This window comes from Brevibacterium gallinarum, assembly GCF_014836885.1.
Taxonomy (GTDB): Bacteria; Actinomycetota; Actinomycetes; order Actinomycetales; family Brevibacteriaceae; genus Brevibacterium; species Brevibacterium gallinarum.
Window position 1 is genome coordinate 78,735 of sequence record NZ_JACSPY010000001.1, and the last position, 20,075, is coordinate 98,809.

Sequence of the window (20,075 nt, forward strand, 5' to 3'; positions counted from 1 at the left end):
GCCCCGATAGCTCAGTCGGCAGAGCATCTCCATGGTAAGGAGAAGGTCAAGGGTTCGATTCCCTTTCGGGGCTCTCGTGCCGCTCAAAAGCGGTACTGCGGCGGGGTAGCTCAGGTGGTTAGAGCGCACGACTCATAATCGTGAGGTCGCGGGATCGAGCCCCGCCCCCGCTACCACTGAAGCAGAACCCTCACCCACCGGGTGGGGGTTCTCCTCATTGCGCCAGGTTTCCTTCCTGCAGTCGCTCTACCGCCGGGCTCAGGTGCCGCGCAGCTTTCGGCGCAGGATCTTTCCCGTCGCCGTCTTCGGCATCTCATCGAGGATCTCGATGGAGCGCGGATACTTGTACGCGGCCAGATCGGCTTTGCAGAAATCGATGAGCTCCGACGGGTTCACGGTGCGCCCCTCGTGCAGCGTGACGAAGGCGATGACGGTCTCTCCGCGGTATGCGTCTGCGGCACCGACGACGGCGGCCTCGGCAACGGCGGGATGCGTGTAGAGGACATCCTCGACCTCTCGCGGCCACACCTTGTAGCCTGAGGCGTTGATCATGTCCTTCTTCCTGTCGACGAGGTAGTACCACCCGTCTGCGTCGACGAACCCGATGTCACCCGTTCTCAGCCACCCATCGGCAAAGCTCTCCGCTGTGGCATCGGGGCGATTCCAGTAGCCCGGCGTGACCTGCGGACCGCGCACCAGGATCTCCCCGTATGTCCCCGCCTGGACATCGGCACGCTGCTCATCGGCGATGCGTACCTGCGTGTCGTATACCGGCCTGCCGACGGACAGTGCGCCTGAGACCGGATCGACCGGCGCCCGCTGCCCGCGGGGGACGAGGTGCGTCGGCGAGGAGGTCTCGCTCATGCCGTAGACGTTGTGGACATACGTGCCGAAGATCCCTTCGAGCCGGTCGGCCAGGGCCGGTGCGATCGGAGCGCCACCGGAGTAGATCGTGCGCAGGCTGGCGAAGTCGGCGGCCGTCGCCGCCGGACAGTCGGCCAGAGCCATGAGCGCAGTGATCGCACCGATGGTGAAGACAGGACGGCTGTGGCGTATCGATTCGAGCATCACCTGCGGGTGGAAGCGGTGGCTCAGGACGATCGGTGCTCCCACGCGCAAGCCCAGCAGCACATGACCGACCATCCCGGTGATGTGGAACAGCGGAGCGATCGCCAGAATCGGCTCACCGGGCTGAAGAGCCGACATCTGCACATAGGTTTCAGCATTGAACGTCAGATTTCCATGGGTGTTCATCGCACCCTTGGGCCTGCCGGTCGTGCCCGAGGTGTACGTCAGCAGCGCGACATCATCTGCGCAGACCGCACCTGGCGTGTAGTCCGACCCGTCTGGGAGAGTATCAGCAGACACGACCTCGGCGGAGCCGACACGGCCGAGCAGCTCGGGCGGCACGGGGACTGAAGATGTCTCGAACTGCTCCCCGTCCTGCCTCCACGCGGTGTGCGGTGCCAGTATGACGAGCCTGACGTCTCCGATGCCGTCTGCCACCACCTGCTGGGCGACCTGTGTCCACAGCCCAGGGAGGGCGATGAGCGCCACCGCAGCCGAGTCCTCCAGCTGAAACGCCAGCTCCCGGCCGGTGTTCATCGGGTTGATCGGCACACCGATCGCCCCGAGCTTCCATGCGGCCAGCAGCCCGGTGACGAAGATGGGATCGTTCTGCACGAACAGCGCCACCCGGTCGCCCGCCGCCACTCCGGCGCCGGCGAGAGCGCGCGCAAGGCGGTGGGCCTCAGCGTCGACCTCGGCGTACGTCCAGGTCCGGTCGAAGGCGTGGATGACCACGGCGTCAGGATCAGCCGCCAGCGCCGAAGCACACATCTGCGGCACCGTGTGATGCGGTGGGCGCAGGTGCTGTCCCAGCGGCAGCATCGGATCCGGTGGCCGGCGACGCGGAGTCGTCATCGCAGCGCCACAGGGTTGACCGGAGAGCCGGTGGCCCGGTGGATCTTCAACGGTGCTGCGACGTAGAAGAACGTGTAGCGGCGGTCTTGGGCGCATGCCTCTGCCAGAGATTCCAGATCGCAGATCTCGGTGAAGGCGACCCCGAGGTTGCGCATGAGCGCATTGTGCAGGACGAGTGCTGCACCGGAGTCCGGATCGGTCGTGACCTCGTTGGCGATCGTATCGGTGACGAGATTCGGGATCTCCATGTCGGCGAACCACTGCACAAGCTCCGGACTGTAGGTCAGCCCGGGTTCGCAGAAGTCGGTGTAGAAGTCATCGCCCTGCTCGAAGAACAGCTGAAGGTGATTGGTGCGGATGACGAGGATGTCCCGCTTGCTGATGGTGACTCCCTGGCGCTCTGCGCACGACAGCAGGTCAGTGTGATCGAAGGTGTGATTGGCCTCCATCGCCTCGACGCCGAAATGACGCGCCATATCGAGCAGCACACCGGTGCCGACGACACCGCGCTGAGCGATCGGCTCGACGCTCGCCTTGTCCATGCCCCCGATGGTCGTGCGAGCGTCATAGCCGTTCCACAGCTTCCCGTCGTACCAGACGTGGCCGAGGGCGTCGTACTGGGTCGAGCCCTGCAGGAATGCTTCGATCTTGTCGTCGGCATAGTGCAGCCCGCCGGGGAACTGCGGTGCATCATCGCTGTCCCAGGTGGCTTCGTCCATCACCATCTCACGCTCAGCCGGAGAGCGGCCCGGCCACACCGGATCGCCCTGTGGGTCGCCGATGAGCCGCTGCAGAGTATGCACCTCGCCGGTCTTGATATGAGCGGCACCGCGAAGCACCTCCTCAGCGCTGAGGTAGTTCAGCGCCCCGACTTCGTCATCCGGGCCCCACTTCCCCCAGTTCTTCGGGGCATCGGCGAGCAGAGCCGTGAGGTCGAGTGCTTCAGTCATGGCGTTCCTCCCACAGAACTCAGGATGTGCGATCTGTGCCGCAGAGCCCGAATCGGTGTGAGCGGAAGCGATCGCCGTGTTGAAATTTAAGTTACGGTGAACAAACGTTAGGTAGACGTATGCCGATCCTCGACTTCGACCTGCCTGCTGTCAATACCGCAGTGGGTATTCGGTCTGGAGGCTCCGGCGGTGGGAGAGACGGTGCGGATTTCGGTGAGCTGAGCGCTGCCCCAGGTCACGGGGCTGGCGGCATCGTTGTGAGAAAGGTTGTATCGCCTGCCGGCGCTGCTGGCTGCGATCTCATGGTTCGGCTCACAATGGACTATGGAACAGATCACACATCACCCCGAGAACACCACCCCGCCGCCGATCGACACCCTCAGCAGCGACGAGTGCTGGGTGCTGCTGGAGTCCGAGAGCTTCGGCCGCCTCGCCGTTGCCGCCGCCGGAGAGATCGAGATCTTCCCCGTCAACTACGCCGCCTACGACGGTGCCCTCTACATCCGCACCGCCGCCGGCACCAAGCTCGCGGCCGTGACGATCAGCGACCGGGTCGCCTTCGAAGTCGACCGCATCGCCGCCCCCGGCGCCCGCAGCGTTGTCGTCAAGGGACGCGCCGAAGTGCTGGAGTCCGCCGACGACATCGCCGCAGCCGAAGAGGCCGGGCTGCGCCCCTGGGTTGCGAGCACCAAGTCCCGCCACATCCGCATCCGCCCGACCGAGGTGACCGGCCGCAGTCTGCGCTTCGGACCCGAACCCGAGGCCGAACCCGACGTCACCTGCTGAGCTGAACGATCGCTAGGACCGAGCACACGGCCCTCCGTCCCGCCTCGCGGCCGCACAGCGAAGCCGGGGCGCTGGGGCAGGCGGCTGGACAGCACCGCACCGTGCTCTATGCTGTTTAGCATGGTTAAAGAAGCGGATCTGAGCGGTGCCAGCGTCGGCGGGCGCGTGAGGGCCGCACGCACGCGAGCCGGCCTGACACTTGAGGAGCTGAGCTCGCAGATCGGCGTCAGCCCCGCCACCCTGTCCCTCATCGAGCGCGAGCGCGTCTCCGTCACCGTCGAGCGGGTCTCGCAGCTGGCTGAGGTGCTCGGCCTCGAACTCGAGGACCTCATGTACTCCGGTGACTTCGAGCCGAGCGCGGTGCGCACCGGACCCGGCGGCCGCGAGCACGCCGGTGCCCCACACCTCGTGCGCGGCGCCCCCGATGCCCCGCATCCCAAGATCGTCGAGGCGATCATCGACTGCTTCGTGCGCTGGGGCTACCACGGCACCTCGATGCGGCAGATCGCACAGGCCGGCGGGGTGAGCGTCGCCGGGGTCTACCACTACTTCACGTCCAAGCAGCAGATGCTCGTCAGCCTCATGGACGAGACGATGGCCGAGCTCATCAGCCGGCTCGACGATGTGCTCACGGCGGCAGAAGGCCAGCCGGTCGAGGAGCGCTACCGGCAAGTGGTGCGCGAGCTCGCGCTGTTCCATCTGGAGCAGCGGCGCAAGGGCTTCATCGGAGCCAGTGAGATGCGCAGCATCGACGAACCCGACCGCTCCCGCATCGCCGGACTGCGTCGCGACGTGCAGCACACCGTCGACGCACTCGCGCGCGAAGGCATTGAGACCGGTGCATTCACCAACCCCGACTGGCGCTTCGCCGGCCGCGTGGTGTCGAACATGTGCACCTCGACCTCGCAGTGGTACGACCCCGAGGGGCCGGTGCCCAAAGACGCCGCCGCCGACAACCTCGCCGACTACGCCCTGGCGATGATGCGGGTGCCCGGCCTCGGGCGATAGACTCGCAGATATGGGACTGCCGCACGTCCCCGGTCAGCGGCCGGGAGGTGCCGGCAGTCTGTCCACCTGAGCCGGACGAACCCGCACGGGCACCGTGCCTGTGCCCAAGGAGGTACATCTGCCGATGGCTGTCAACACCGAGCTGCAGGGTGCGAGCTACGCCCTGCCGGAGCCCTATGAGGTCTCCCGCGAGGCGATCATCGAGTTCGCCCGCGCGACCGGGGCGCAGAACCGCGCCCACCGCAGTGCTGAGGCCGCAGCCGAGTTCGGCTACGCCGACGTCGTCGCCCCGCCGACGTTCGCCGTCATCCCCTCCCAGCGCGCCGAAGCGCTCTACATCTCCAACCCGGAAGCCGGCATCGACTTCTCCCGCGTCGTCCACGGTTCCGAGCAGTTCACCTACGCCCGCCCGATCGTCGCCGGCGACAAGCTCAACGCCGTCTGCCACGTCGATGGACTGCGCGAGGCCGGCGGGCATGCGATGATCACCACCCGCACCGAACTCACCGACGCGAACAGCGACGACGCCCCCGTGGTCACCGTGACCTCGACGATCGTCGTGCGAGGAGGAGAAGCATGAACGAGCCCGTCGAACGCGAGGAATACCGTCCCTCCGGCACCGACCTGGCGCCGAAGCTGCGCGACCAGGAGGTCGGCCGCACCGTCGTCTCCGCCCGCATCCCGCTTTCCCGCGCTGATCTCGTCGCCTACGCCGGCGCCTCGGGAGACCACAACCCGATCCACTGGAACGAGCGCTTCGCCCGCGAGGTCGGCCTCGACGACGTCATCGCCCACGGCATGCTCTCGATGGGATCCGTGCTCGCCCGCATCACCGAATGGGCCGCCGACCCCGGTGCGATCGTCGACTGCCGCACCCGCTTCACCGCCCCAGTCATCGTCGCCGATGCCGCCTCCGGCACCCCGGACACCCCGACGGCCTACCTCGACATGGCCGCCGTCGTCGGCGCAATCGATGAAGAGGCCGGGACCGTGCGCCTCGACATCTCCGTCAGCTGCGGTGAGGACACCGTGCTCGGACGCACCCAGGCGAAGGTGCGGTTGGCGTGAGCCGGACACAGCTGGCGGACTACGCGACGATGCGCGTCGGCGGCCCGGCCGCCGACCTCACCGTCGCCGGCACCCGCGAGGAGCTGCTCGACTTCCTCACCGCCCACCCGCTGACTGCTGACCGGGCGGCTGAGTCCCCCAGCAGCGGGGGAGAGGCAGCCGGCAGCGGGCAGGGACTGAACCCCGATGTGCTCTTCATCGCCGGCGGATCCAACCTCGTCATCAGCGATGACGGCTTCGCCGGGCCCGTGTGCCTCATCCGCACCAGCGGCATGGAGTTCACCGAGCTCAGCGGCGACCGGGTGCTGATGCGCGTGGCAGCCGGCGAGAACTGGGACGACTGCGTCGCCGAGACCGTCACCCGCGGGCTCTCCGGGCTCGAAGCGCTCTCCGGAATCCCCGGCTCAGCCGGTGCGACCCCGGTGCAGAACGTCGGCGCCTACGGAGCCGAGGTAGCCGACACCCTCGAATCCGTCACCGTCTACGACCGGCTCTCCGGCGACGTCATCACCCTGCCGCGCGCCGAGCTCGAATTCGGCTACCGCACCTCCCGGCTCAAGCGCACCACCGCCGAGATCGGCACCGTGCGCTTCGTCGTCCTCGACGTCAGCTTCGCGCTCACCTCCTCGGCCGAGTCCGCACCGATCCGCTACCGGCAGCTCGCCGCTGCGCTCGGCGTCGACCTCGAAGACCGGGTGCCGCTGGCCGAAGTGCGCGAGGCCGTGCTCGCCGTGCGCGCCTCCAAGGGCATGGTCCTCGACCCTGCCGACCACGACACGTGGTCATGCGGGTCGTTCTTCACCAACCCGATCGTCCCGCTCTCCACCCCGCTGCCCGACGGGGCGCCGGAATACCCGGTCATCGACCCGCTCACCGGCATGCGCGATGAGCACCGGAAGAAGACCTCGGCCGCCTGGCTCATCGACCGGGCCGGGTTCCACAAGGGATTCGGGATCGGCGAACAGCGCGCCCGCCTGTCGACCAAGCACACGCTGGCGCTGACCAACCGCGGGCAGGCACGCACCGCCGACATTCTCGACCTCGCTCGCCACATCCGCGACGGAGTCGAGGAATTCACCGGCATTCGGCTCGAACCCGAACCCAACCTCATCGGCTGCCGGATCTGAGCTTCCGGGGCCGGCAGGCGCGGTCAGCCGCGGCAGGCTCAGCCTGCGGCCTCCCAGCGGTCGATGTCACTGATCGCGGCCTGCCGGATCCGCTCAGGTGCCAGCGAGATCGCAAAGGACTGCCGGGCAAGCTCGGCGATCTCTGCCCGGGTCAGCCCTGCTTCGGCGGCGGCGACATACTGATCGACCAGCCGCGAATCGAAGATGAGTGGGTCATCGGCCCCGAGCGCGATCTGCGCACCGGAGTCGAACAGCTGACGCAGCGGCACCTGCTCATCGGTGGCGTACACCCCGAGCGAGACGTTCGAACCCGGGCACACCTCCAGGCCGATACCGGCGTCAACGATCTGGTTGAGCAGCTGCGGATCCTCCACCGCCCGCACTCCGTGCCCGAGGCGGTGGGGGCGCAGGTGCGCGATGACCTCGCGGATGTGCGCGGGTCCGAGCAGCTCCCCGCCGTGGGGCAGGGAGGCCAGGCCGGCTCGGCGGGCGATGCGGAAGGCGTGCCGGAACTCTGCAGTGTCGCCGCGGCGCTCATCGTTCGACAGCCCGAAGCCGACGACGGTGGCGGCCTCGTCACCGGCGTACTGGGTGGCAAGCCGGGCCAGTGTGAGGGCCTCGAACTGACTGCGGGTGCGGGAGGCGGCGACGATGATCGCGATGCCGAAGTCGGGTCCGGACTGGCAGGCGGCCTCATCGAGGACGATCTCCAAAGCCCGAGTGATGCCGCCGACGTAGGGGCCATAGGAGGTCGGATCGATCTGCAGCTCCAGCCAGCGCGAGCCCTCAGCCCGGTCAGCGGCCGCGGCCTCGGCGACGACCCGGCGCATGATCGTCTCCCCGCGCACGACCGCGCGGGCGGCATCGTAGAGGCGCTGGAAGCGGAACCAGCCGCGCTGGTCAGGGGACAGGTTCGCCGGAGTCGAACCGACGATGCCGCGCGGCAGCCGGATGCCGGCCTCGGCGGCGAGCTCGGCGAGCGTCTCATCAGCCAGTGAGCCGGTGAAGTGCAGGTGCAGGTGGGCCTTGGGAAGTGCGCGCAGATCCTCCCGTGTCACCATGACGACAGTCTAATCGATGCCCCGCTGCGCCTGCCGCCGGCAGCCGGCATCTGCCCTGATGGGCTGGCCTGTCACCCGGCGGTGGGCCGCTCGTATAATTGCCCGCATGGTCTCAGCTCAGCGCCCCGCACGCCGGGCAATCTCCCGCCTCGCAGCCGCGGCGCGATTCCTGGCCGCAGCCCTCGGACTGTTCCTCGCAGGCGCCCTGCTCGCTGCACCGTGGGCGGTGACGACCGCGCAGACCGAGGCGAACTTCGGCCCGCACGATGCAACCTATGCGGTCACGACCGACGGGGCGATCACCGTCGACCTCGGGCCGATCGGCGAGCTCGTGATACCGGCAGGCGACAGACTCCCGCTGGGCCTCGGCGTTGACGTCACCGTCGAGGAGATCCCGAACCATGCCGGCGTGCCGGTCTCGACGATCGACGAACTCGCCCAGGACGCCACCGCCTATGCCAGCCTGTTCGGCGATATCGACGCACTCGTCACTGTCGTGCGCAACGGCATCATCGCCGATGCGCTCACCCGCGACCTCATCGCCGCTGGTGTGATCACCGTGGTGGCCGGGGTCTACCTGCTGCACAGGCGCACCCGCCCGCAGCTCGCGATCTCCAGCGAGCGGGACCCGGCCGACGGGCCGATGACCGCGCTCGTGCTCAGCCTCGCCGCGGTGCTCATCGCCATCATCGCCGTGCCGGTGAGCGCGCCCAAGCAGATCACCCCGAACCCGGTGTTCGACCGCACACCGCTGGCCGGGTCCGAGGTGACCGGCAGGTTCTCCGGCATCATCGACGAAGTCGCCCGCGTCGTCACCGACTACTACGACGACAACGAGACCTTCTACGACACCGCCCGCACGAGCCTGGACGCCGCCTGGCTCAGGCGCCCGACCAGCCCGCGCACCACCTCGGGCGCGGACCTGGTGCCCCGGCCCAACTGGGACCAGCCGCTGGCCGGCGACCCGCCAGCCGGTGGCGACGGAGCCCAGGCCGCGACCGGGGAGGCGGCCACCGGGGAGGCCCAGGCGGGCGGGCAGGCCGGTGCACAAGAGAATGAGCCGGCCGGCGTCATCACCGTGCTCATGGCCTCCGACATCCACTGCAACACCGGCATGTCGCGGGTGCTCGCCCGCGCCGCCCAGCTGTCGGGGGCCGACCTCTACCTCGACGGCGGGGACATCACGATGACCGGCACCACCGCCGAGAACATCTGTGTCGACTCCGTGCACCAGGCGCTGCCGGACGACCTGCCCCGCGTTTACGTCAAAGGCAACCACGACTCGGCCGACACCGCCGCCCACGCCCGCTCACTGGGCTGGAAGGTCCTCGACGGACAGCCGGTGACCGCGGCCGGACTGACGTTCTTCGGGCTGCCGGATCCGCGGCGCACCGTTTTCCCCACCGGCGACGTGCTCGAACGCGGAGAGACCGGCGCCGAGTTCACCGACCGGGTCGCCGCCGAGGCGTGTGCGACCGAGGACATCGACACTCTCGTCATCCACGACCCCAGGCAGGCAGCGGCGGCCCTCGGCGAGGGCTGCGCAGGCTTCGCCATCTCCGGCCACTGGCACCGGCGGGTCGGGCCAGAAGCGTTCGGCCCGGCCACCCGGTTCGTCAACTCGACGACCGGCGGGGCACTGGCCAATGCGCTGACACCGGGCCCGCTCAAGATGCCCGCCGAGTTCTCCTTCATCCGCTACGACGCACAGACCCACGAGCCCATCGACGTGCAGGTCGTCACCGTCGACATGGACGCACAGGTCAGCTTCAGCCCGTGGATGCTCATCCCGCCGCCGGGCCCCTGGGCGCCGGCCGAAGCGGAGTGAACCGTCGTTAGACGGATGAGACATCGAACGTGTATGCTCGTACCTTGGCGGAAGCCGACCCGGGTCCCCGGGTCTGTTTCATGCCCCGGCCGTGCCCGCACGGCCGAAGGGGTGTGGCGCAATTGGTAGCGCAACGGTCTCCAAAACCGTAGGTTGCAGGTTCGAGTCCTGTCACCCCTGCTGAGAACGGCGAAGCACAACGACCCCCGAGTGAGGAAGCGTGACCGAGACACCCGCAGGAACCTCTGAGAAGCGCGGCTTCTTCGGTACGATCATGCAGTTCTTCCGCGAGGTGATCAGCGAGCTCAAGAAGGTGGTCACGCCCACCCGCAAGGAGCTCATCAACTACACGCTCGTCGTGCTCGGGTTCGTCATCTTCATGATGCTGCTCGTCACCGTCTTGGATCTGCTGTTCGGAAAGCTCTCCGGCTTCGTCTTCGGCGGCTCGCCGATCTGGCCTCTGTGGGGTTAGTCGGCTGATCCAGCCGCTGATCGGCGACACCGCCGCAGACGCGCCCGCACACGCCAGACCACGCCCCACGACCTAAGCACAAGGAGAACAGGTGTCGGACAACACCCCGGAAACCGAGAACCTCGACGCAGCCGCAGAGCCGACTGCCGATGAGGCTGTCACTGAGGAGACTGCCAGCCAGCCGGCCGCCGACGAGGCGACCGAGCAGGCGCCGGCCGCCGAGGACACCGGCGACGAGCACGATCCGGCCGAGGAGTTCAAGTCCGAGCTGCGCATGAAGGACGGCGACTGGTACGTCATCCACTCCTACGCCGGCTACGAGAACCGCGTGAAGGCCAACCTCGAGAACCGCATCATCTCGCTGGACATGGAAGACTACATCTTCGAGATCCAGGTGCCGATGGAAGACGTCATCGAGGTCAAGAACGCCCAGCGCAAGCAGGTCCGCCGCGTGCGCATCCCCGGCTACGTGCTCGTGCGCATGGAGCTGACCGACGAGTCATGGGGCGTCGTGCGCCACACCCCGGGCGTCACCGGCTTCGTCGGCAACGCCTACGACCCCGTCCCGCTCACCATCGACGAGGTCTTCTCGATGCTCGCCCCGGTCTTCGAAGAGGAGCAGGCCAAGGCCGCTGCCGAAGCCGGCGAGCAGGCGAAGGCCGCCGCTGAGGGCGGAGCCGCCTACGAGGTCGAATTCGAAGTCGGCGAATCCGTCATGGTCAAGGAGGGCTCCTTCGAAGGACACCCGGCCACGATCCAGGAGATCCGCCCCGAATCGCAGAAGCTCACCGTCCTGCTGTCGATCTTCGAGCGCGATGTTCCCGTCGAACTCGGCTTCGACCAGGTCGCCAAGATCTGAGCCGCACCACAGCGTTCGCCGGCACATCCCGGCACACAGCCGCGCCCGAGGTGAGAACCGCCTCGGGCGTGGCGGCGTCTGGAGGGCCTAGGGCTGGATTTAACAACCACGGGCTGTTCATGGAATAATGGTGTGGTTTGCGCCTGCGACATTCATCGGAGCGCGGCGCAGCACCCCTGACGCATCCCGCGCAGGGAACGACCCTCGGCAGCCGCCGAGGGCTTCATCGAAGTATTAAGGACCGAAGAATGCCTCCCAAGAAAAAGGTAGCCGGCCTGATCAAGCTTCAGATCCAGGCTGGTGCGGCCAACCCCGCACCGCCGATCGGCCCCGCGCTTGGTCAGCACGGCGTCAACATCATGGAGTTCTGCAAGGCGTACAACGCCGCAACGGAAACCATGCGTGGCAACGTCGTCCCGGTTGAAATCACCGTCTACGAAGACCGCTCGTTCACCTTCATCACGAAGACTCCGCCGGCTGCGGAGCTCATCAAGAAGGCCGCCGGTCTGAAGTCGGGCTCGGCCACCCCGCACACCGACAAGGTCGGACATCTGACCAAGGACCAGGTGCGCGAGATCGCCGAAACCAAGATGCCGGACCTCAACGCCAACGACATCGACGCAGCGTCGAAGATCGTCGCCGGCACCGCCCGCTCGATGGGAATCACCACCGACGTCGAAATGTGATGAACGGTGCCCCGGCTCGGTGGAACCGGCCGGCAACGGCACCGACATCACGTGGTAGGAGCAGCGCGCTCCCCGACACCACAACTGCAAGGAGAGAAGCAGATGGCAAAGCGCTCAAAGGCCTATCAGGCCGCCGCGGAGAAGATCGCGGCTGACACATACTACGAACCGGCTCAGGCAGTCTCCCTGGCCAAGGACACCTCTGTCGCGAAGTTCGACGCCACCGTGGAGGTCGCTCTGCGCCTCGGCGTAGACCCGCGCAAGGCTGACCAGATGGTGCGCGGCACCGTCAACCTCCCGCACGGTACCGGCAAGACCGCTAAGGTCCTGGTGTTCGCAGCCGGCGACCGTGCCGAAGCAGCCCGCGAAGCAGGTGCCGACTACGTCGGCTCCGATGACCTGCTCGAGAAGGTCGCTGGCGGCTTCACCGACTTCGACGCAGCCGTCGCCACCCCGGACATGATGGGCAAGGTCGGACGACTCGGCAAGGTGCTCGGCCCCCGCGGCCTCATGCCGAACCCGAAGACCGGCACCGTCACCATGGACGTGGCGAAGGCCGTCTCGGACATCAAGGGCGGAAAGATCGAGTTCCGCATCGACAAGCACTCGAACCTGCACTTCATCATCGGCAAGGTGTCCTTTGACCAGAGTGCACTCGAGGACAACTTCAACGCTGCGATGGACGAGGTCATGCGCCTCAAGCCGTCCTCGTCGAAGGGTCGCTACATCTCGAAGGCGACCATGACGACGACGAACGGCCCGGCCATCCCGATGGACGTCTCCGCCCTGCGCAAGTGACACCGGAGGCACGACTCAGCCGCCAGTCGGTCTGAGGTCTGCAGCCGCACCCCACAGGCCCCGCCTGCCCCCACACCGTTGGGGACAGGCGGGGCCTGTGGCGTTGAGCGGAGTCTGTCCTGCGTCCGGGATATGCGCTCGCGCCCGCATGTGAAGCTGCAGCTGGCGCAGATTCCCCGTATCACCGCCGTGCACGCACCACCGGCTGACGATCTGCAGCGCGCCAACGATGGATGGGCGCTCATCGCCGTTCCGGACCCAATGCAGGGGCGAACGTCTCCAGCGCAGTGCCGGAGCGCCCGCGAACGCGGCGCCAACCCTGATTTGGATTCTCGGCGCGCTGTGCTCTATGCTGATACTTGCCCAAGACCGTCGGTCTTCACAGGGACTCACATCTCTCCTCCGCGTGCAGCTGTGAGCCGCTGTGAACGAAGACTCGCAAGAGTGGCCAGCGCAGGTGTGTAGTGGATGACTGTCCCGGTGATCCGGCTGCTGAGCAGCCATGAGAATCCGGATGTGCAAGCGTTCCGTGCAACCTGCGCGGAACGCTTTTTCGCGTCTGACGCACCGACATATACGAAAGGAATACCATGGCGAGGCCTGACAAGGCAGCCGCAGTAGCCGAACTCAAGGAACTCTTTGAGAACGCTCCTGCTGCAGTGCTGACCGAGTACCGCGGTCTCACCGTGGCGCAGCTCAAGGAGCTGCGCCGTGGTCTCGGTGAGAACGCCTCCTACGCCGTGGTAAAGAATACGCTGACCGCTATCGCGGCTAAGGAAGCCGGCATCGAAGCGCTCGAGGGACAGCTCACTGGCCCCTCGGCCATCGCCTTCGTCACCGGTGAACCCTCCGAAGCCGCCAAGGTCCTGCGTGACTTTGCCAAGGCGAATCCGCAGCTGGTCATCAAGGGTGGTTACTTCGAAGGTAACGCCATGACCGCTGAGGACATCACGAAACTCGCCGACCTCGAATCCCGTGAGGTGCTGCTGGCCAAGGCGGCCGGTGCCATGAAGGCAAGCATGTACAACGCTGCTTACATGTTCACCGCTCCGCTGGTCAAGGCCGCGCGCACCGTCGACGCTCTGCGCGAAAAGCAGGGCGGCGAAGCGGCTGCCGAGGACGCCTGAGTTTCACTCAGACCCACAGACAATCCATTCACGGCTGAAGAACCAGCCACGTACGGAAGGACATAGCCACCATGGCTAAGCTCACCCCCGAAGAGCTCATCGAAGCATTCAAGGAGCTCTCCCTCATCGAACTGTCGGACTTCGTCAAGAAGTTCGAGGAGACCTTCGAGGTCGAGGCTGCCGCTCCGGTTGCCGCCGTTGCCGCTCCTGCTGCCGGCGGTGCCGGCGGTGGCGATGCCGCTGCTGAAGAGAAGACCGAGTTCGACGTCATCCTCGAGTCGGCCGGCGACAAGAAGGTTCCGGTCATCAAGGAGGTCCGCGGCATCACCTCGCTCGGACTGAAGGAAGCCAAGGACCTCGTCGACAACGCTCCGAAGGCCGTCCTCGAAGGCGCCGACAAGGAGACCGCCGAGAAGGCCAAGGAAGCCCTCGAGGGCGCAGGCGCCACCGTCTCGCTCAAGTGATCTTCCACCCGGCCAGGCAGCGTTCACGCGCAGCCTAGCCCGGGATCACGCAACAGCCCCGCTGCCAGCTGGCAGCGGGGCTGCTGTCATTCATCCACACACCGGTCACTGGGCAGGAAGGTCAGCGCACGCGGCCTGCCAGGAGACCGCCAGCTGATGCGCATCAGCGCGGGCATGCGCCATCGCCGCAGCGTGCCGGTCGGCAGTCAGGGGAGTGCCCTCGGCCGTCCACTGCTCCAGCGCGCGGATCGTGATCGCCTCCGGCAGCCGGCCACTTGCGTTCGTCACCCGCCACCACGCGACATTCGATCCCCACGTGGCCATGATCCTGCCGACCATCCGCGGGGAGGTGCCGACGAGCTCGGCGATCATCCCGTAGCTGACCACCTGCCCGGCCGGTACGCATTCAGCCGCCCGCAGCACCCGTTCGATCAGCAGGTCATCCATCGTGACGGGGTTCCTGCCACGTCCCCGACGGCGGGGCAGGCGGGGGCTGGGCAGGTGGTTGCCAGTTCCGTTCCCGAGGCGGCGGCTGGCCGGGCCCGCTTGGGACCTGGCCGGGCGGCCGGGGAGGAGCAGGAGGTGGTGGGCCCTGCCGCGGCGGGACGTGCGGCGGTCCGAATCCCTGCTCCGGGCCGGCATGCGGCGGGTTCTGCGGAGGCTCCTGGACTGGGCTGCCCTGCGGCTCGGGACTCTTCGGTTTGCGCAGCAGCTGCCAGATGACGACGCCGATGATGAACACGGCGATGATGACGAGGGCCAGCCACATGAGATCGCGCAGGAACCACACGATGCCGGCGCTGACACCGGCCAGCCCCCACCACAGCGCCCAGGCTCGCAGCAGCACGGCGCCGGCGATGAGCAGTGCGGCATGGTCGATGAGGAACAGCAGGGAGTAACCGGCGTGATCGGCGGTGAACGCTGCGATCGTGCCGGTGAGCGTGATGAACGCCATCGGGATGACGGTGCGCAGGTCGACGCGGACGAACTGGGCACCGGGCCCGCTGCGCACCGGCTGGCTGCGCGCGCAGAAGATCGCCCAGCCGATCGCTGCGGCCAGCAGCACATGCAGGGGCACGACGAGGCGCAGCTGCCAGATTCCAGCCAGCGCGATCATCCCGCCGACCGCGCCGATATAGGTGGCGACCTCAGCGGTGATGCGGCGCGTGAGCTGGTGCGGGAACCGCTGGGCCAGCAGCACGAGCATGAATGCCGGCATCATGAGCGTGATGCCGGCGATGAGCATCGTGAGCGAATGGAGTACCGGCACCTCTGCATCGACGAGCAGTGCGCTGATGAAGGCGGTGAGCATCGCGGCGAACGCTGCGATCAGCGGGGCGAGCGACCAGCGGGAGAATCCGGCCACGAGGTGCCGGGCACCCGGCTTGCGGTCATAGGCGACCGAGACGAACCAGTACAGCGCGTACGCCAGCATCCAGACCAGCCATGCCGCCAGCAGGTGCGCCAGTGCCGCGTCGGTGATGCCGAGTCCGGCGAGGACCCGAATCCCGTGGTAGAGAGCGAGGAACCCGAGGAGCACGACTTCGGGGACACGGGCGGCGAACGCGTGGGCGAAGGCGACGGCGGCCAGCAGCAGGAGCACGATCGCTGCCGCCAGCCGCACGTGCTCGACCGAATGGAGGCAGATGATGAGCACGCTGGCGAGGAACGCCGCCACTGCCGAGATGCTCAGCGGCAGCAGCCGCAGCTCGCTGTAGCGAAGCCCGGGCCCGGGACCGGCGGCGGCCAGTCTGCGGCTGGCCCAGTGACCGGCTGCGAACAGTCCGACGGTGATGAACAGGAGAACCGGCCCGGCGATGTAGGCGGCCTGACTGTCCTCGATGCCCAGTGTGACGATCCTGAACAGCAGCCCGAACCCGAAGAAGGCCGCGAGGATGCCTGCGGTGATGACCGCGTAGCGGGCACGCCAGGTCCGTCCGCGCCGGCGCAGACCCACCTCGGCGAGGGCCAGCCCGGCAAGAGCTGCGGCCAGGATGATGAGGTACCCGCCGGTGACGATCGGGGAGGTGACACTGGAGCCGAGGCCGAGCGCCTTCCAGATGTCACCGAGGACGTAGCCGAAGGCCAGCGCCACCGGCACAGCGCCGGTGACGAGCAGCGCATTGCGCGCCCACCATGCGCACAATCCCAGAGCCGCCACAGATGCAATGACGATGAGCGTGCTGACCGGCGAGTCGATGTCGGCGGCTGCCATCGGCGCCGGGATCAGCAGCAGGAGAGCGGCAGCCGGCATGAGCGGCGGCATGCCGGCGCGCAGCACCGTGAGGTGGCGGGCCCGGCGGGAGGTGATGGTCGAGCTGAGCCACGCGAGCCCGATGAGCAGCAGCACATGCCAGATGAATCCGGCGCTCGTCGCCACCCCGCTGGGCAGCTGGTCGCCCAGCGGCGCATCCTCCGGGCCGTGGTGCATGATCTGGTAGACGAGGAACGCCCCGACCCGGGCGGCGACGGCGATCCCGGCGCCAAGCGGCAGCAGTGCATCGGCGCGCAGGGCCGCGAACACGGCGGCACCTGCTGCCAGCAGCCCGGTGACGCTGATGAGGATCGTGGCAATGGTGCTGGCCGGGTCGGTGTAGGGCACCTCGGCGAGCACGATGCCGGTGGCGTAGAGGAATCCGCCGGCGAGCATGAGCGCGATGTGCGCAGCCGCCGCCTGTATGGCAGGTGCGGCCATGGCCGCCGGCAGCTCGGACGCCTCCGGCTGAGGGGCAGGGCCGCCTCGGCGGGCCGGGCGGCGCAGGGCAGCCTCGGTGAAGAAGGCCGCACCGATGAGCAAGGCCGCGACCGTGGTCAGCGGGCGGTTCCAGCTGGCGTGCAGGCCGATCATCTCGTTGTGGACCAACCCGCTGATGATGAGCAGGATCGCCAGCGCGAAGCTGAACCGCGCCCCGACCCCGCGAAGCGGCGAGCGGCGCAGCAGGGCGCCGACGAGGAAGTGCACACCGAGAGCGGCGAACAGGATGCCCCACTCCAGGCGGGTCGGAACCGGGTCGATGAAGACGGCGCCGGCCACGGCCAGGGGTGCGAGCACATCGCCGAGGATGATCTGCGGGCGGATGTACTTCTCGGCCAGCCGGCCGCGCAGCAGCACTGCCAGCAGCGCCAGGGGAGCGGTGGTGAGGATGAGGACGACGAAGTACCAGACCACCGGTGCCGGGGTCAGGGCGATCGCCGACATCGTCAGCGAGAACGTAAATGCCACGCTGAGCCAGGTGACGAGCTGGGAGCGCAGCACAACCGCAGCCCCCAGGTAGGCGAGCACACCGGCGGCAGAGGAGATGAACCAGGCCAGCGTTCCGGAGGTCAGCTGCCAGCCGCCGAGGCCGAACCCGGCGATCGGGATGATCGCCAGGCCGATTGCAGTGAGGGCGAAGCCGACCGGCCGCAGCTTGGAGACGAACGAATAGACGATGAGCCCGGTGCCGTAGAAGACGACGGCGACGACCCACAGACTCACAGCCTTGACGACAGTCGAGGAGGCGACGGTGATGAAGATGATCGCCGCAGTGATCATGAGCAGCGCCGCGACCCCGAGCAGGATGTTGAGGTACAGGCTCGTCCGGTCGATTGGTGGTCTCACCGGGCCCGAGGCGGTGGCTGCGTAACCGGGATGCCCGCCGCCGGCATGGGGCGGGTAGGGCAGGCGGGGCGGGCCAGGCGGTCCGGCCGATGGTCCGGTCGGTGGTCCGTTCGGCGGGCCGGCGTGCGGCATGCCGGGGCGCATCGAGGGCCCGATAGGAGGTCGCATGCCCGGTGGCGGGGGAGGAGCGAACCGGCTGCCTGGCTGCGTCGCGTGCTGGTGAGGGTGCACACCCTGCTGCGGACCCGGATGGCTGGGATGCTGCGGAGCTGACCATGGGGGTGCAGGCGGAGGCGGTCCTGGTCTGCCGGGTGTCGGCTGGCCGTCTGCCGGGCCGCGGGGAGCAGGTGCGGGCCGGGGCCGGTCTTTGACACGAGCGGTCGTCCAGGCCGCGAACCACGCCACCGTCGCATAGCCCACCAGCAGCAGTGTGAGGATGAGGCTGATGAGATTCAGTCCTGCTGCAGCTGAGGCGTTCACGGCAGACTCGCTTTCGATGGGTGCTGTGCCTCACCCTAGCGAATCTCCGCGTGCAGAACCGGTTATCCACAGCCGGGAGTGCGACATGCTGACATGCCTCCCACCTCGGGCGCGGAAGCATCCTAGGATCGGATCATGATCCGACTGCCCCGAAACCGCAGGCGCCTGGCCGCCGGTGCATTGGCGCTTGCACTGGTGAGCGGACTGTCGGGCTGTGCGCTGCTCGGCCCGGTCGAGGTCGGCACCCATGATGCCGGGATCATCGCGCGGTTCACCGATCCGCGCACCGGCTCAGCCAACCGCAGCTGGGTCATCGAAGCCGTCCCCGAACGGGCCGCCCTGCGCGTGCACGCCCACGAAGAGTTCCTCAGCTATGAACGCGTCGACCTGCCGGCCGAGGTGTGGTCCGAGGTCGCCACCGCCGCTGAGGCCGCTCAGGAGCGGACGAACTTCATCCCCGAGCAGGGCTGCGAGGGGGCGCGCGAGATCGAGGTTGAGCTGTGGCGCGGGGACAAGCAGATGAAGTCGCTGACCGCCAACAACTGCGGCAGCGACGACACCTACTACGACCTCTACATCGCCGTCACCCAGCCGCTGGTCGACCAGTTCGATGCCGGCCGGCTCAACCCCAACGTCGAGCCCGAAGAGACCCAGCCGCGCACGACGATGAGCCGCGAGGTCAGCGGGCCGCCGCGGCCCTGAGTGCTCAGCAGTGCAGCAGCTCTGCGGTTGAGCTGCTCAGCGCAGGCGGCGCACACCCGCAGGAAGGCCGGTGCTCTCAGCGAATGCGAACGGCTCGGCGCTCATGGCGGTCAGCTCATGGTCGGGATCGGCGGCAAGGGCTGCGATGTCCTCGGCCTGACGGCGGACGAACCCGGCGTCGACCGGCTGTCCGTGACCGGGTGCGAACACCTCGGCACCGGGCAGAGCCGCAAGCTCCCGCAGCCCAGCCGCCCACCGGCTCGGGGTGGCGTCATCGCCGGCCTGCGGCGCAGCACCCTCCTCGACGAGATCGCCGGTGAAGACGACATCAGCGCAGGCGAGGACGAGATCGGTGTCCGTGTGCCCGGGCACCTCGTAGGCGTGCAGCTGCCAGCCGCCGATGTAGAGGACTGCGCCGTCGGCCAGCGCCGCGACCTCGACGGCCAGCGCACTCGGGTCGGACGGCAGCTGCGGTTCGGCCTCCAGGGGCACCGAATGGAACTGCAGCCAGGCCGAACCGGCCTGATCGCGGACGAAGGCCGGGGAGCCGAAGAACTTCTCGACGCCGCAGGCGGCGAAATGGGCGTTGCCGAAATAGTGGTCCCAATGGTCGTGGGTGTTGACGACGGCGATCGGCAGCTCGCCGTCCCGGCCGGGCGTCCTGTGCTGTGCGAGCACGGTGGTGAAGACGTCGAGGATGCCGGCGGCCTGAGCGGGGCCAGCGCCGGTGTCGATGATGACGGCGCGCTCGGTGCCGATGATGAGATAGGAGTTGAGCGCAGCCGGGTCGGAGGTGTGGACGAAGATCGCCGGGGCCGGCAGGGAAGGCGCAGACATGGCCGCAGACTATCACCGGCTCACCAGGGCAGATGGGGCAGCAGAGGCGAAAACTCGGCACTCTACCACACCGGCTTGCCACACGGGGATGCGGCGACTATGCTGGTCCCTTGCGTTGCTTTGTCTTTGTGGTGCCTTCATATAGCGGTGGGCTCACGCACAGCGCCAGACGGAATCGGGGCCAGCCGACCCTCATTCACCCGGGACTCTACCAGCCACTGCGAGCTGTGTCCGGTGTGTGCGGCGGCGCGTCTCCTCTCCTTCTCAGGCAGGCGAAGCGAACTGACCAGGTGAACCA

At 67.8% G+C, this 20,075-nt stretch carries 19 protein-coding genes and 3 tRNA genes; 16 read left to right on the plus strand and 6 right to left on the minus strand.

Annotated elements, in window-relative coordinates; all coding sequences use genetic code 11:
- Both H9634_RS00385 and H9634_RS00390 read left to right on the plus strand, forming a co-directional pair.
- Positions 1 to 73 (plus strand) — tRNA-Thr (locus tag H9634_RS00385).
- 26 nt (positions 74 to 99) lie between these two features.
- Positions 100 to 176, plus strand: a tRNA-Met gene (locus H9634_RS00390).
- 82 nt (positions 177 to 258) lie between these two features.
- Here the strand turns inward: H9634_RS00390 and H9634_RS00395 are convergent.
- On the minus strand, positions 259 to 1,923 hold the full coding sequence (locus tag H9634_RS00395) for a class I adenylate-forming enzyme family protein (protein ID WP_225210438.1): 1,665 nt from the start codon (positions 1,921 to 1,923) through the stop codon (positions 259 to 261).
- Positions 1,920 to 2,873: a cyclase family protein gene (locus H9634_RS00400; protein ID WP_191724890.1), complete on the minus strand. Its 954-nt coding sequence runs from the start codon at positions 2,871 to 2,873 to the stop codon at positions 1,920 to 1,922. The genes H9634_RS00395 and H9634_RS00400 overlap by 4 nt, the downstream gene beginning before the upstream one ends.
- 324 nt (positions 2,874 to 3,197) lie before the next feature.
- Here H9634_RS00400 and H9634_RS00405 point away from each other — a divergent pair, with 324 nt between their 5' ends.
- The 5 genes from H9634_RS00405 to H9634_RS00425 all read left to right on the plus strand — a co-directional run bounded on the left by H9634_RS00405 (position 3,198) and on the right by H9634_RS00425 (position 6,862).
- Entirely contained in the window at positions 3,198 to 3,659 is a 462-nt protein-coding gene (locus tag H9634_RS00405) for a pyridoxamine 5'-phosphate oxidase family protein (RefSeq protein ID WP_191724891.1), read from the plus strand.
- 120 nt (positions 3,660 to 3,779) lie between these two features.
- A complete protein-coding gene (locus tag H9634_RS00410) occupies positions 3,780 to 4,667 on the plus strand; it encodes a helix-turn-helix domain-containing protein (protein WP_191724892.1) in 888 nt (295 codons plus the stop codon).
- Positions 4,668 to 4,791: 124 nt separating this feature from the next.
- Positions 4,792 to 5,247 (plus strand): FAS1-like dehydratase domain-containing protein, encoded by a 456-nt coding sequence (locus H9634_RS00415; protein ID WP_170273267.1) that lies wholly within the window; start codon positions 4,792 to 4,794, stop codon positions 5,245 to 5,247.
- Positions 5,244 to 5,735, plus strand: a complete 492-nt coding sequence (locus H9634_RS00420; RefSeq protein ID WP_191724893.1) for a MaoC/PaaZ C-terminal domain-containing protein — start codon at positions 5,244 to 5,246, stop codon at positions 5,733 to 5,735. Before H9634_RS00415 ends, H9634_RS00420 begins: the two co-directional genes overlap by 4 nt.
- Complete coding sequence (locus H9634_RS00425; protein WP_191724894.1) at positions 5,732 to 6,862, plus strand: UDP-N-acetylmuramate dehydrogenase; 1,131 nt, start codon at positions 5,732 to 5,734, stop codon at positions 6,860 to 6,862. Before H9634_RS00420 ends, H9634_RS00425 begins: the two co-directional genes overlap by 4 nt.
- 38 nt (positions 6,863 to 6,900) lie before the next feature.
- Here H9634_RS00425 and H9634_RS00430 read toward each other — a convergent pair whose 3' ends face one another.
- The gene (locus H9634_RS00430) at positions 6,901 to 7,923 is read right to left on the minus strand and encodes an adenosine deaminase (protein ID WP_191724895.1); all 1,023 of its coding nucleotides are present in this window, start codon (positions 7,921 to 7,923) and stop codon (positions 6,901 to 6,903) included.
- Positions 7,924 to 8,029: 106 nt separating this feature from the next.
- Here H9634_RS00430 and H9634_RS00435 point away from each other — a divergent pair, with 106 nt between their 5' ends.
- The 8 genes from H9634_RS00435 (at position 8,030) to rplL (ending at position 14,157) form a co-directional block, all read left to right on the plus strand.
- Positions 8,030 to 9,751: a metallophosphoesterase family protein gene (locus tag H9634_RS00435; RefSeq protein WP_191724896.1), complete on the plus strand. Its 1,722-nt coding sequence runs from the start codon at positions 8,030 to 8,032 to the stop codon at positions 9,749 to 9,751.
- Between the two features lie 107 nt (positions 9,752 to 9,858).
- Positions 9,859 to 9,931 (plus strand) — tRNA-Trp (locus H9634_RS00440).
- Between the two features lie 40 nt (positions 9,932 to 9,971).
- Positions 9,972 to 10,223 (plus strand): preprotein translocase subunit SecE, encoded by a 252-nt coding sequence (secE, locus tag H9634_RS00445; RefSeq protein WP_404801662.1) that lies wholly within the window; start codon positions 9,972 to 9,974, stop codon positions 10,221 to 10,223.
- A 91-nt stretch (positions 10,224 to 10,314) separates the two neighbouring features.
- Positions 10,315 to 11,082, plus strand: coding sequence for a transcription termination/antitermination protein NusG (gene nusG / locus H9634_RS00450; RefSeq protein ID WP_170273272.1), 768 nt, complete (start codon positions 10,315 to 10,317; stop codon positions 11,080 to 11,082).
- A gap of 248 nt (positions 11,083 to 11,330) precedes the next feature.
- Positions 11,331 to 11,768, plus strand: a complete 438-nt coding sequence (rplK, locus tag H9634_RS00455; protein ID WP_191724897.1) for a 50S ribosomal protein L11 — start codon at positions 11,331 to 11,333, stop codon at positions 11,766 to 11,768.
- A gap of 102 nt (positions 11,769 to 11,870) precedes the next feature.
- A complete protein-coding gene (rplA, locus tag H9634_RS00460; RefSeq protein ID WP_102161446.1) occupies positions 11,871 to 12,566 on the plus strand; it encodes a 50S ribosomal protein L1 in 696 nt (231 codons plus the stop codon).
- Between the two features lie 590 nt (positions 12,567 to 13,156).
- Positions 13,157 to 13,693, plus strand: coding sequence for a 50S ribosomal protein L10 (gene rplJ, locus H9634_RS00465; RefSeq protein ID WP_170273273.1), 537 nt, complete (start codon positions 13,157 to 13,159; stop codon positions 13,691 to 13,693).
- A 71-nt stretch (positions 13,694 to 13,764) separates the two neighbouring features.
- Positions 13,765 to 14,157 carry a 50S ribosomal protein L7/L12 gene (gene rplL / locus H9634_RS00470; RefSeq protein WP_102161449.1) on the plus strand — a complete coding sequence of 131 codons (393 nt, stop codon included), beginning with the start codon at positions 13,765 to 13,767 and terminating at the stop codon, positions 14,155 to 14,157.
- Positions 14,158 to 14,262: 105 nt separating this feature from the next.
- Here the strand turns inward: rplL and H9634_RS00475 are convergent, their stop codons facing one another.
- Both H9634_RS00475 and H9634_RS14665 read right to left on the minus strand, forming a co-directional pair.
- Entirely contained in the window at positions 14,263 to 14,604 is a 342-nt protein-coding gene (locus H9634_RS00475) for an MGMT family protein (protein WP_191724898.1), read from the minus strand.
- Positions 14,597 to 17,926, minus strand: coding sequence for a proline-rich domain-containing protein (locus H9634_RS14665; protein WP_191724899.1), 3,330 nt, complete (start codon positions 17,924 to 17,926; stop codon positions 14,597 to 14,599). The genes H9634_RS00475 and H9634_RS14665 overlap by 8 nt, the downstream gene beginning before the upstream one ends.
- Before the next feature lie 447 nt (positions 17,927 to 18,373).
- On the opposite strand from H9634_RS14665, the gene H9634_RS00485 reads away from it, so the two are divergent.
- Positions 18,374 to 18,940: a hypothetical protein gene (locus H9634_RS00485; RefSeq protein ID WP_191724900.1), complete on the plus strand. Its 567-nt coding sequence runs from the start codon at positions 18,374 to 18,376 to the stop codon at positions 18,938 to 18,940.
- A 36-nt stretch (positions 18,941 to 18,976) separates the two neighbouring features.
- Here the strand turns inward: H9634_RS00485 and H9634_RS00490 are convergent, their stop codons facing one another.
- Positions 18,977 to 19,777, minus strand: coding sequence for an MBL fold metallo-hydrolase (locus H9634_RS00490; protein ID WP_191724901.1), 801 nt, complete (start codon positions 19,775 to 19,777; stop codon positions 18,977 to 18,979).
- Positions 19,778 to 20,075: the final 298 nt, after the last annotated feature.

Bases quoted from the DNA above. Each gene is read 5' to 3' on its own strand.
- H9634_RS00395 (WP_225210438.1), bottom strand. From the start codon at position 1,923: ATGACGACTCCGCGTCGCCGGCCACCGGATCCGATGCTGCCGCTGGGA.
- H9634_RS00400 (WP_191724890.1), bottom strand. From the start codon at position 2,873: ATGACTGAAGCACTCGACCTCACGGCTCTGCTCGCCGATGCCCCGAAG.
- H9634_RS00405 (WP_191724891.1), top strand. From the start codon at position 3,198: ATGGAACAGATCACACATCACCCCGAGAACACCACCCCGCCGCCGATC.
- H9634_RS00410 (WP_191724892.1), top strand. From the start codon at position 3,780: ATGGTTAAAGAAGCGGATCTGAGCGGTGCCAGCGTCGGCGGGCGCGTG.
- H9634_RS00415 (WP_170273267.1), top strand. From the start codon at position 4,792: ATGGCTGTCAACACCGAGCTGCAGGGTGCGAGCTACGCCCTGCCGGAG.
- H9634_RS00420 (WP_191724893.1), top strand. From the start codon at position 5,244: ATGAACGAGCCCGTCGAACGCGAGGAATACCGTCCCTCCGGCACCGAC.
- H9634_RS00430 (WP_191724895.1), bottom strand. From the start codon at position 7,923: ATGGTGACACGGGAGGATCTGCGCGCACTTCCCAAGGCCCACCTGCAC.
- H9634_RS00435 (WP_191724896.1), top strand. From the start codon at position 8,030: ATGGTCTCAGCTCAGCGCCCCGCACGCCGGGCAATCTCCCGCCTCGCA.
- rplK (WP_191724897.1), top strand. From the start codon at position 11,331: ATGCCTCCCAAGAAAAAGGTAGCCGGCCTGATCAAGCTTCAGATCCAG.
- rplA (WP_102161446.1), top strand. From the start codon at position 11,871: ATGGCAAAGCGCTCAAAGGCCTATCAGGCCGCCGCGGAGAAGATCGCG.
- rplJ (WP_170273273.1), top strand. From the start codon at position 13,157: ATGGCGAGGCCTGACAAGGCAGCCGCAGTAGCCGAACTCAAGGAACTC.
- rplL (WP_102161449.1), top strand. From the start codon at position 13,765: ATGGCTAAGCTCACCCCCGAAGAGCTCATCGAAGCATTCAAGGAGCTC.
- H9634_RS00475 (WP_191724898.1), bottom strand. From the start codon at position 14,604: ATGGATGACCTGCTGATCGAACGGGTGCTGCGGGCGGCTGAATGCGTA.
- H9634_RS14665 (WP_191724899.1), bottom strand. From the start codon at position 17,926: ATGCGACCTCCTATCGGGCCCTCGATGCGCCCCGGCATGCCGCACGCC.
- H9634_RS00485 (WP_191724900.1), top strand. From the start codon at position 18,374: ATGATCCGACTGCCCCGAAACCGCAGGCGCCTGGCCGCCGGTGCATTG.
- H9634_RS00490 (WP_191724901.1), bottom strand. From the start codon at position 19,777: ATGTCTGCGCCTTCCCTGCCGGCCCCGGCGATCTTCGTCCACACCTCC.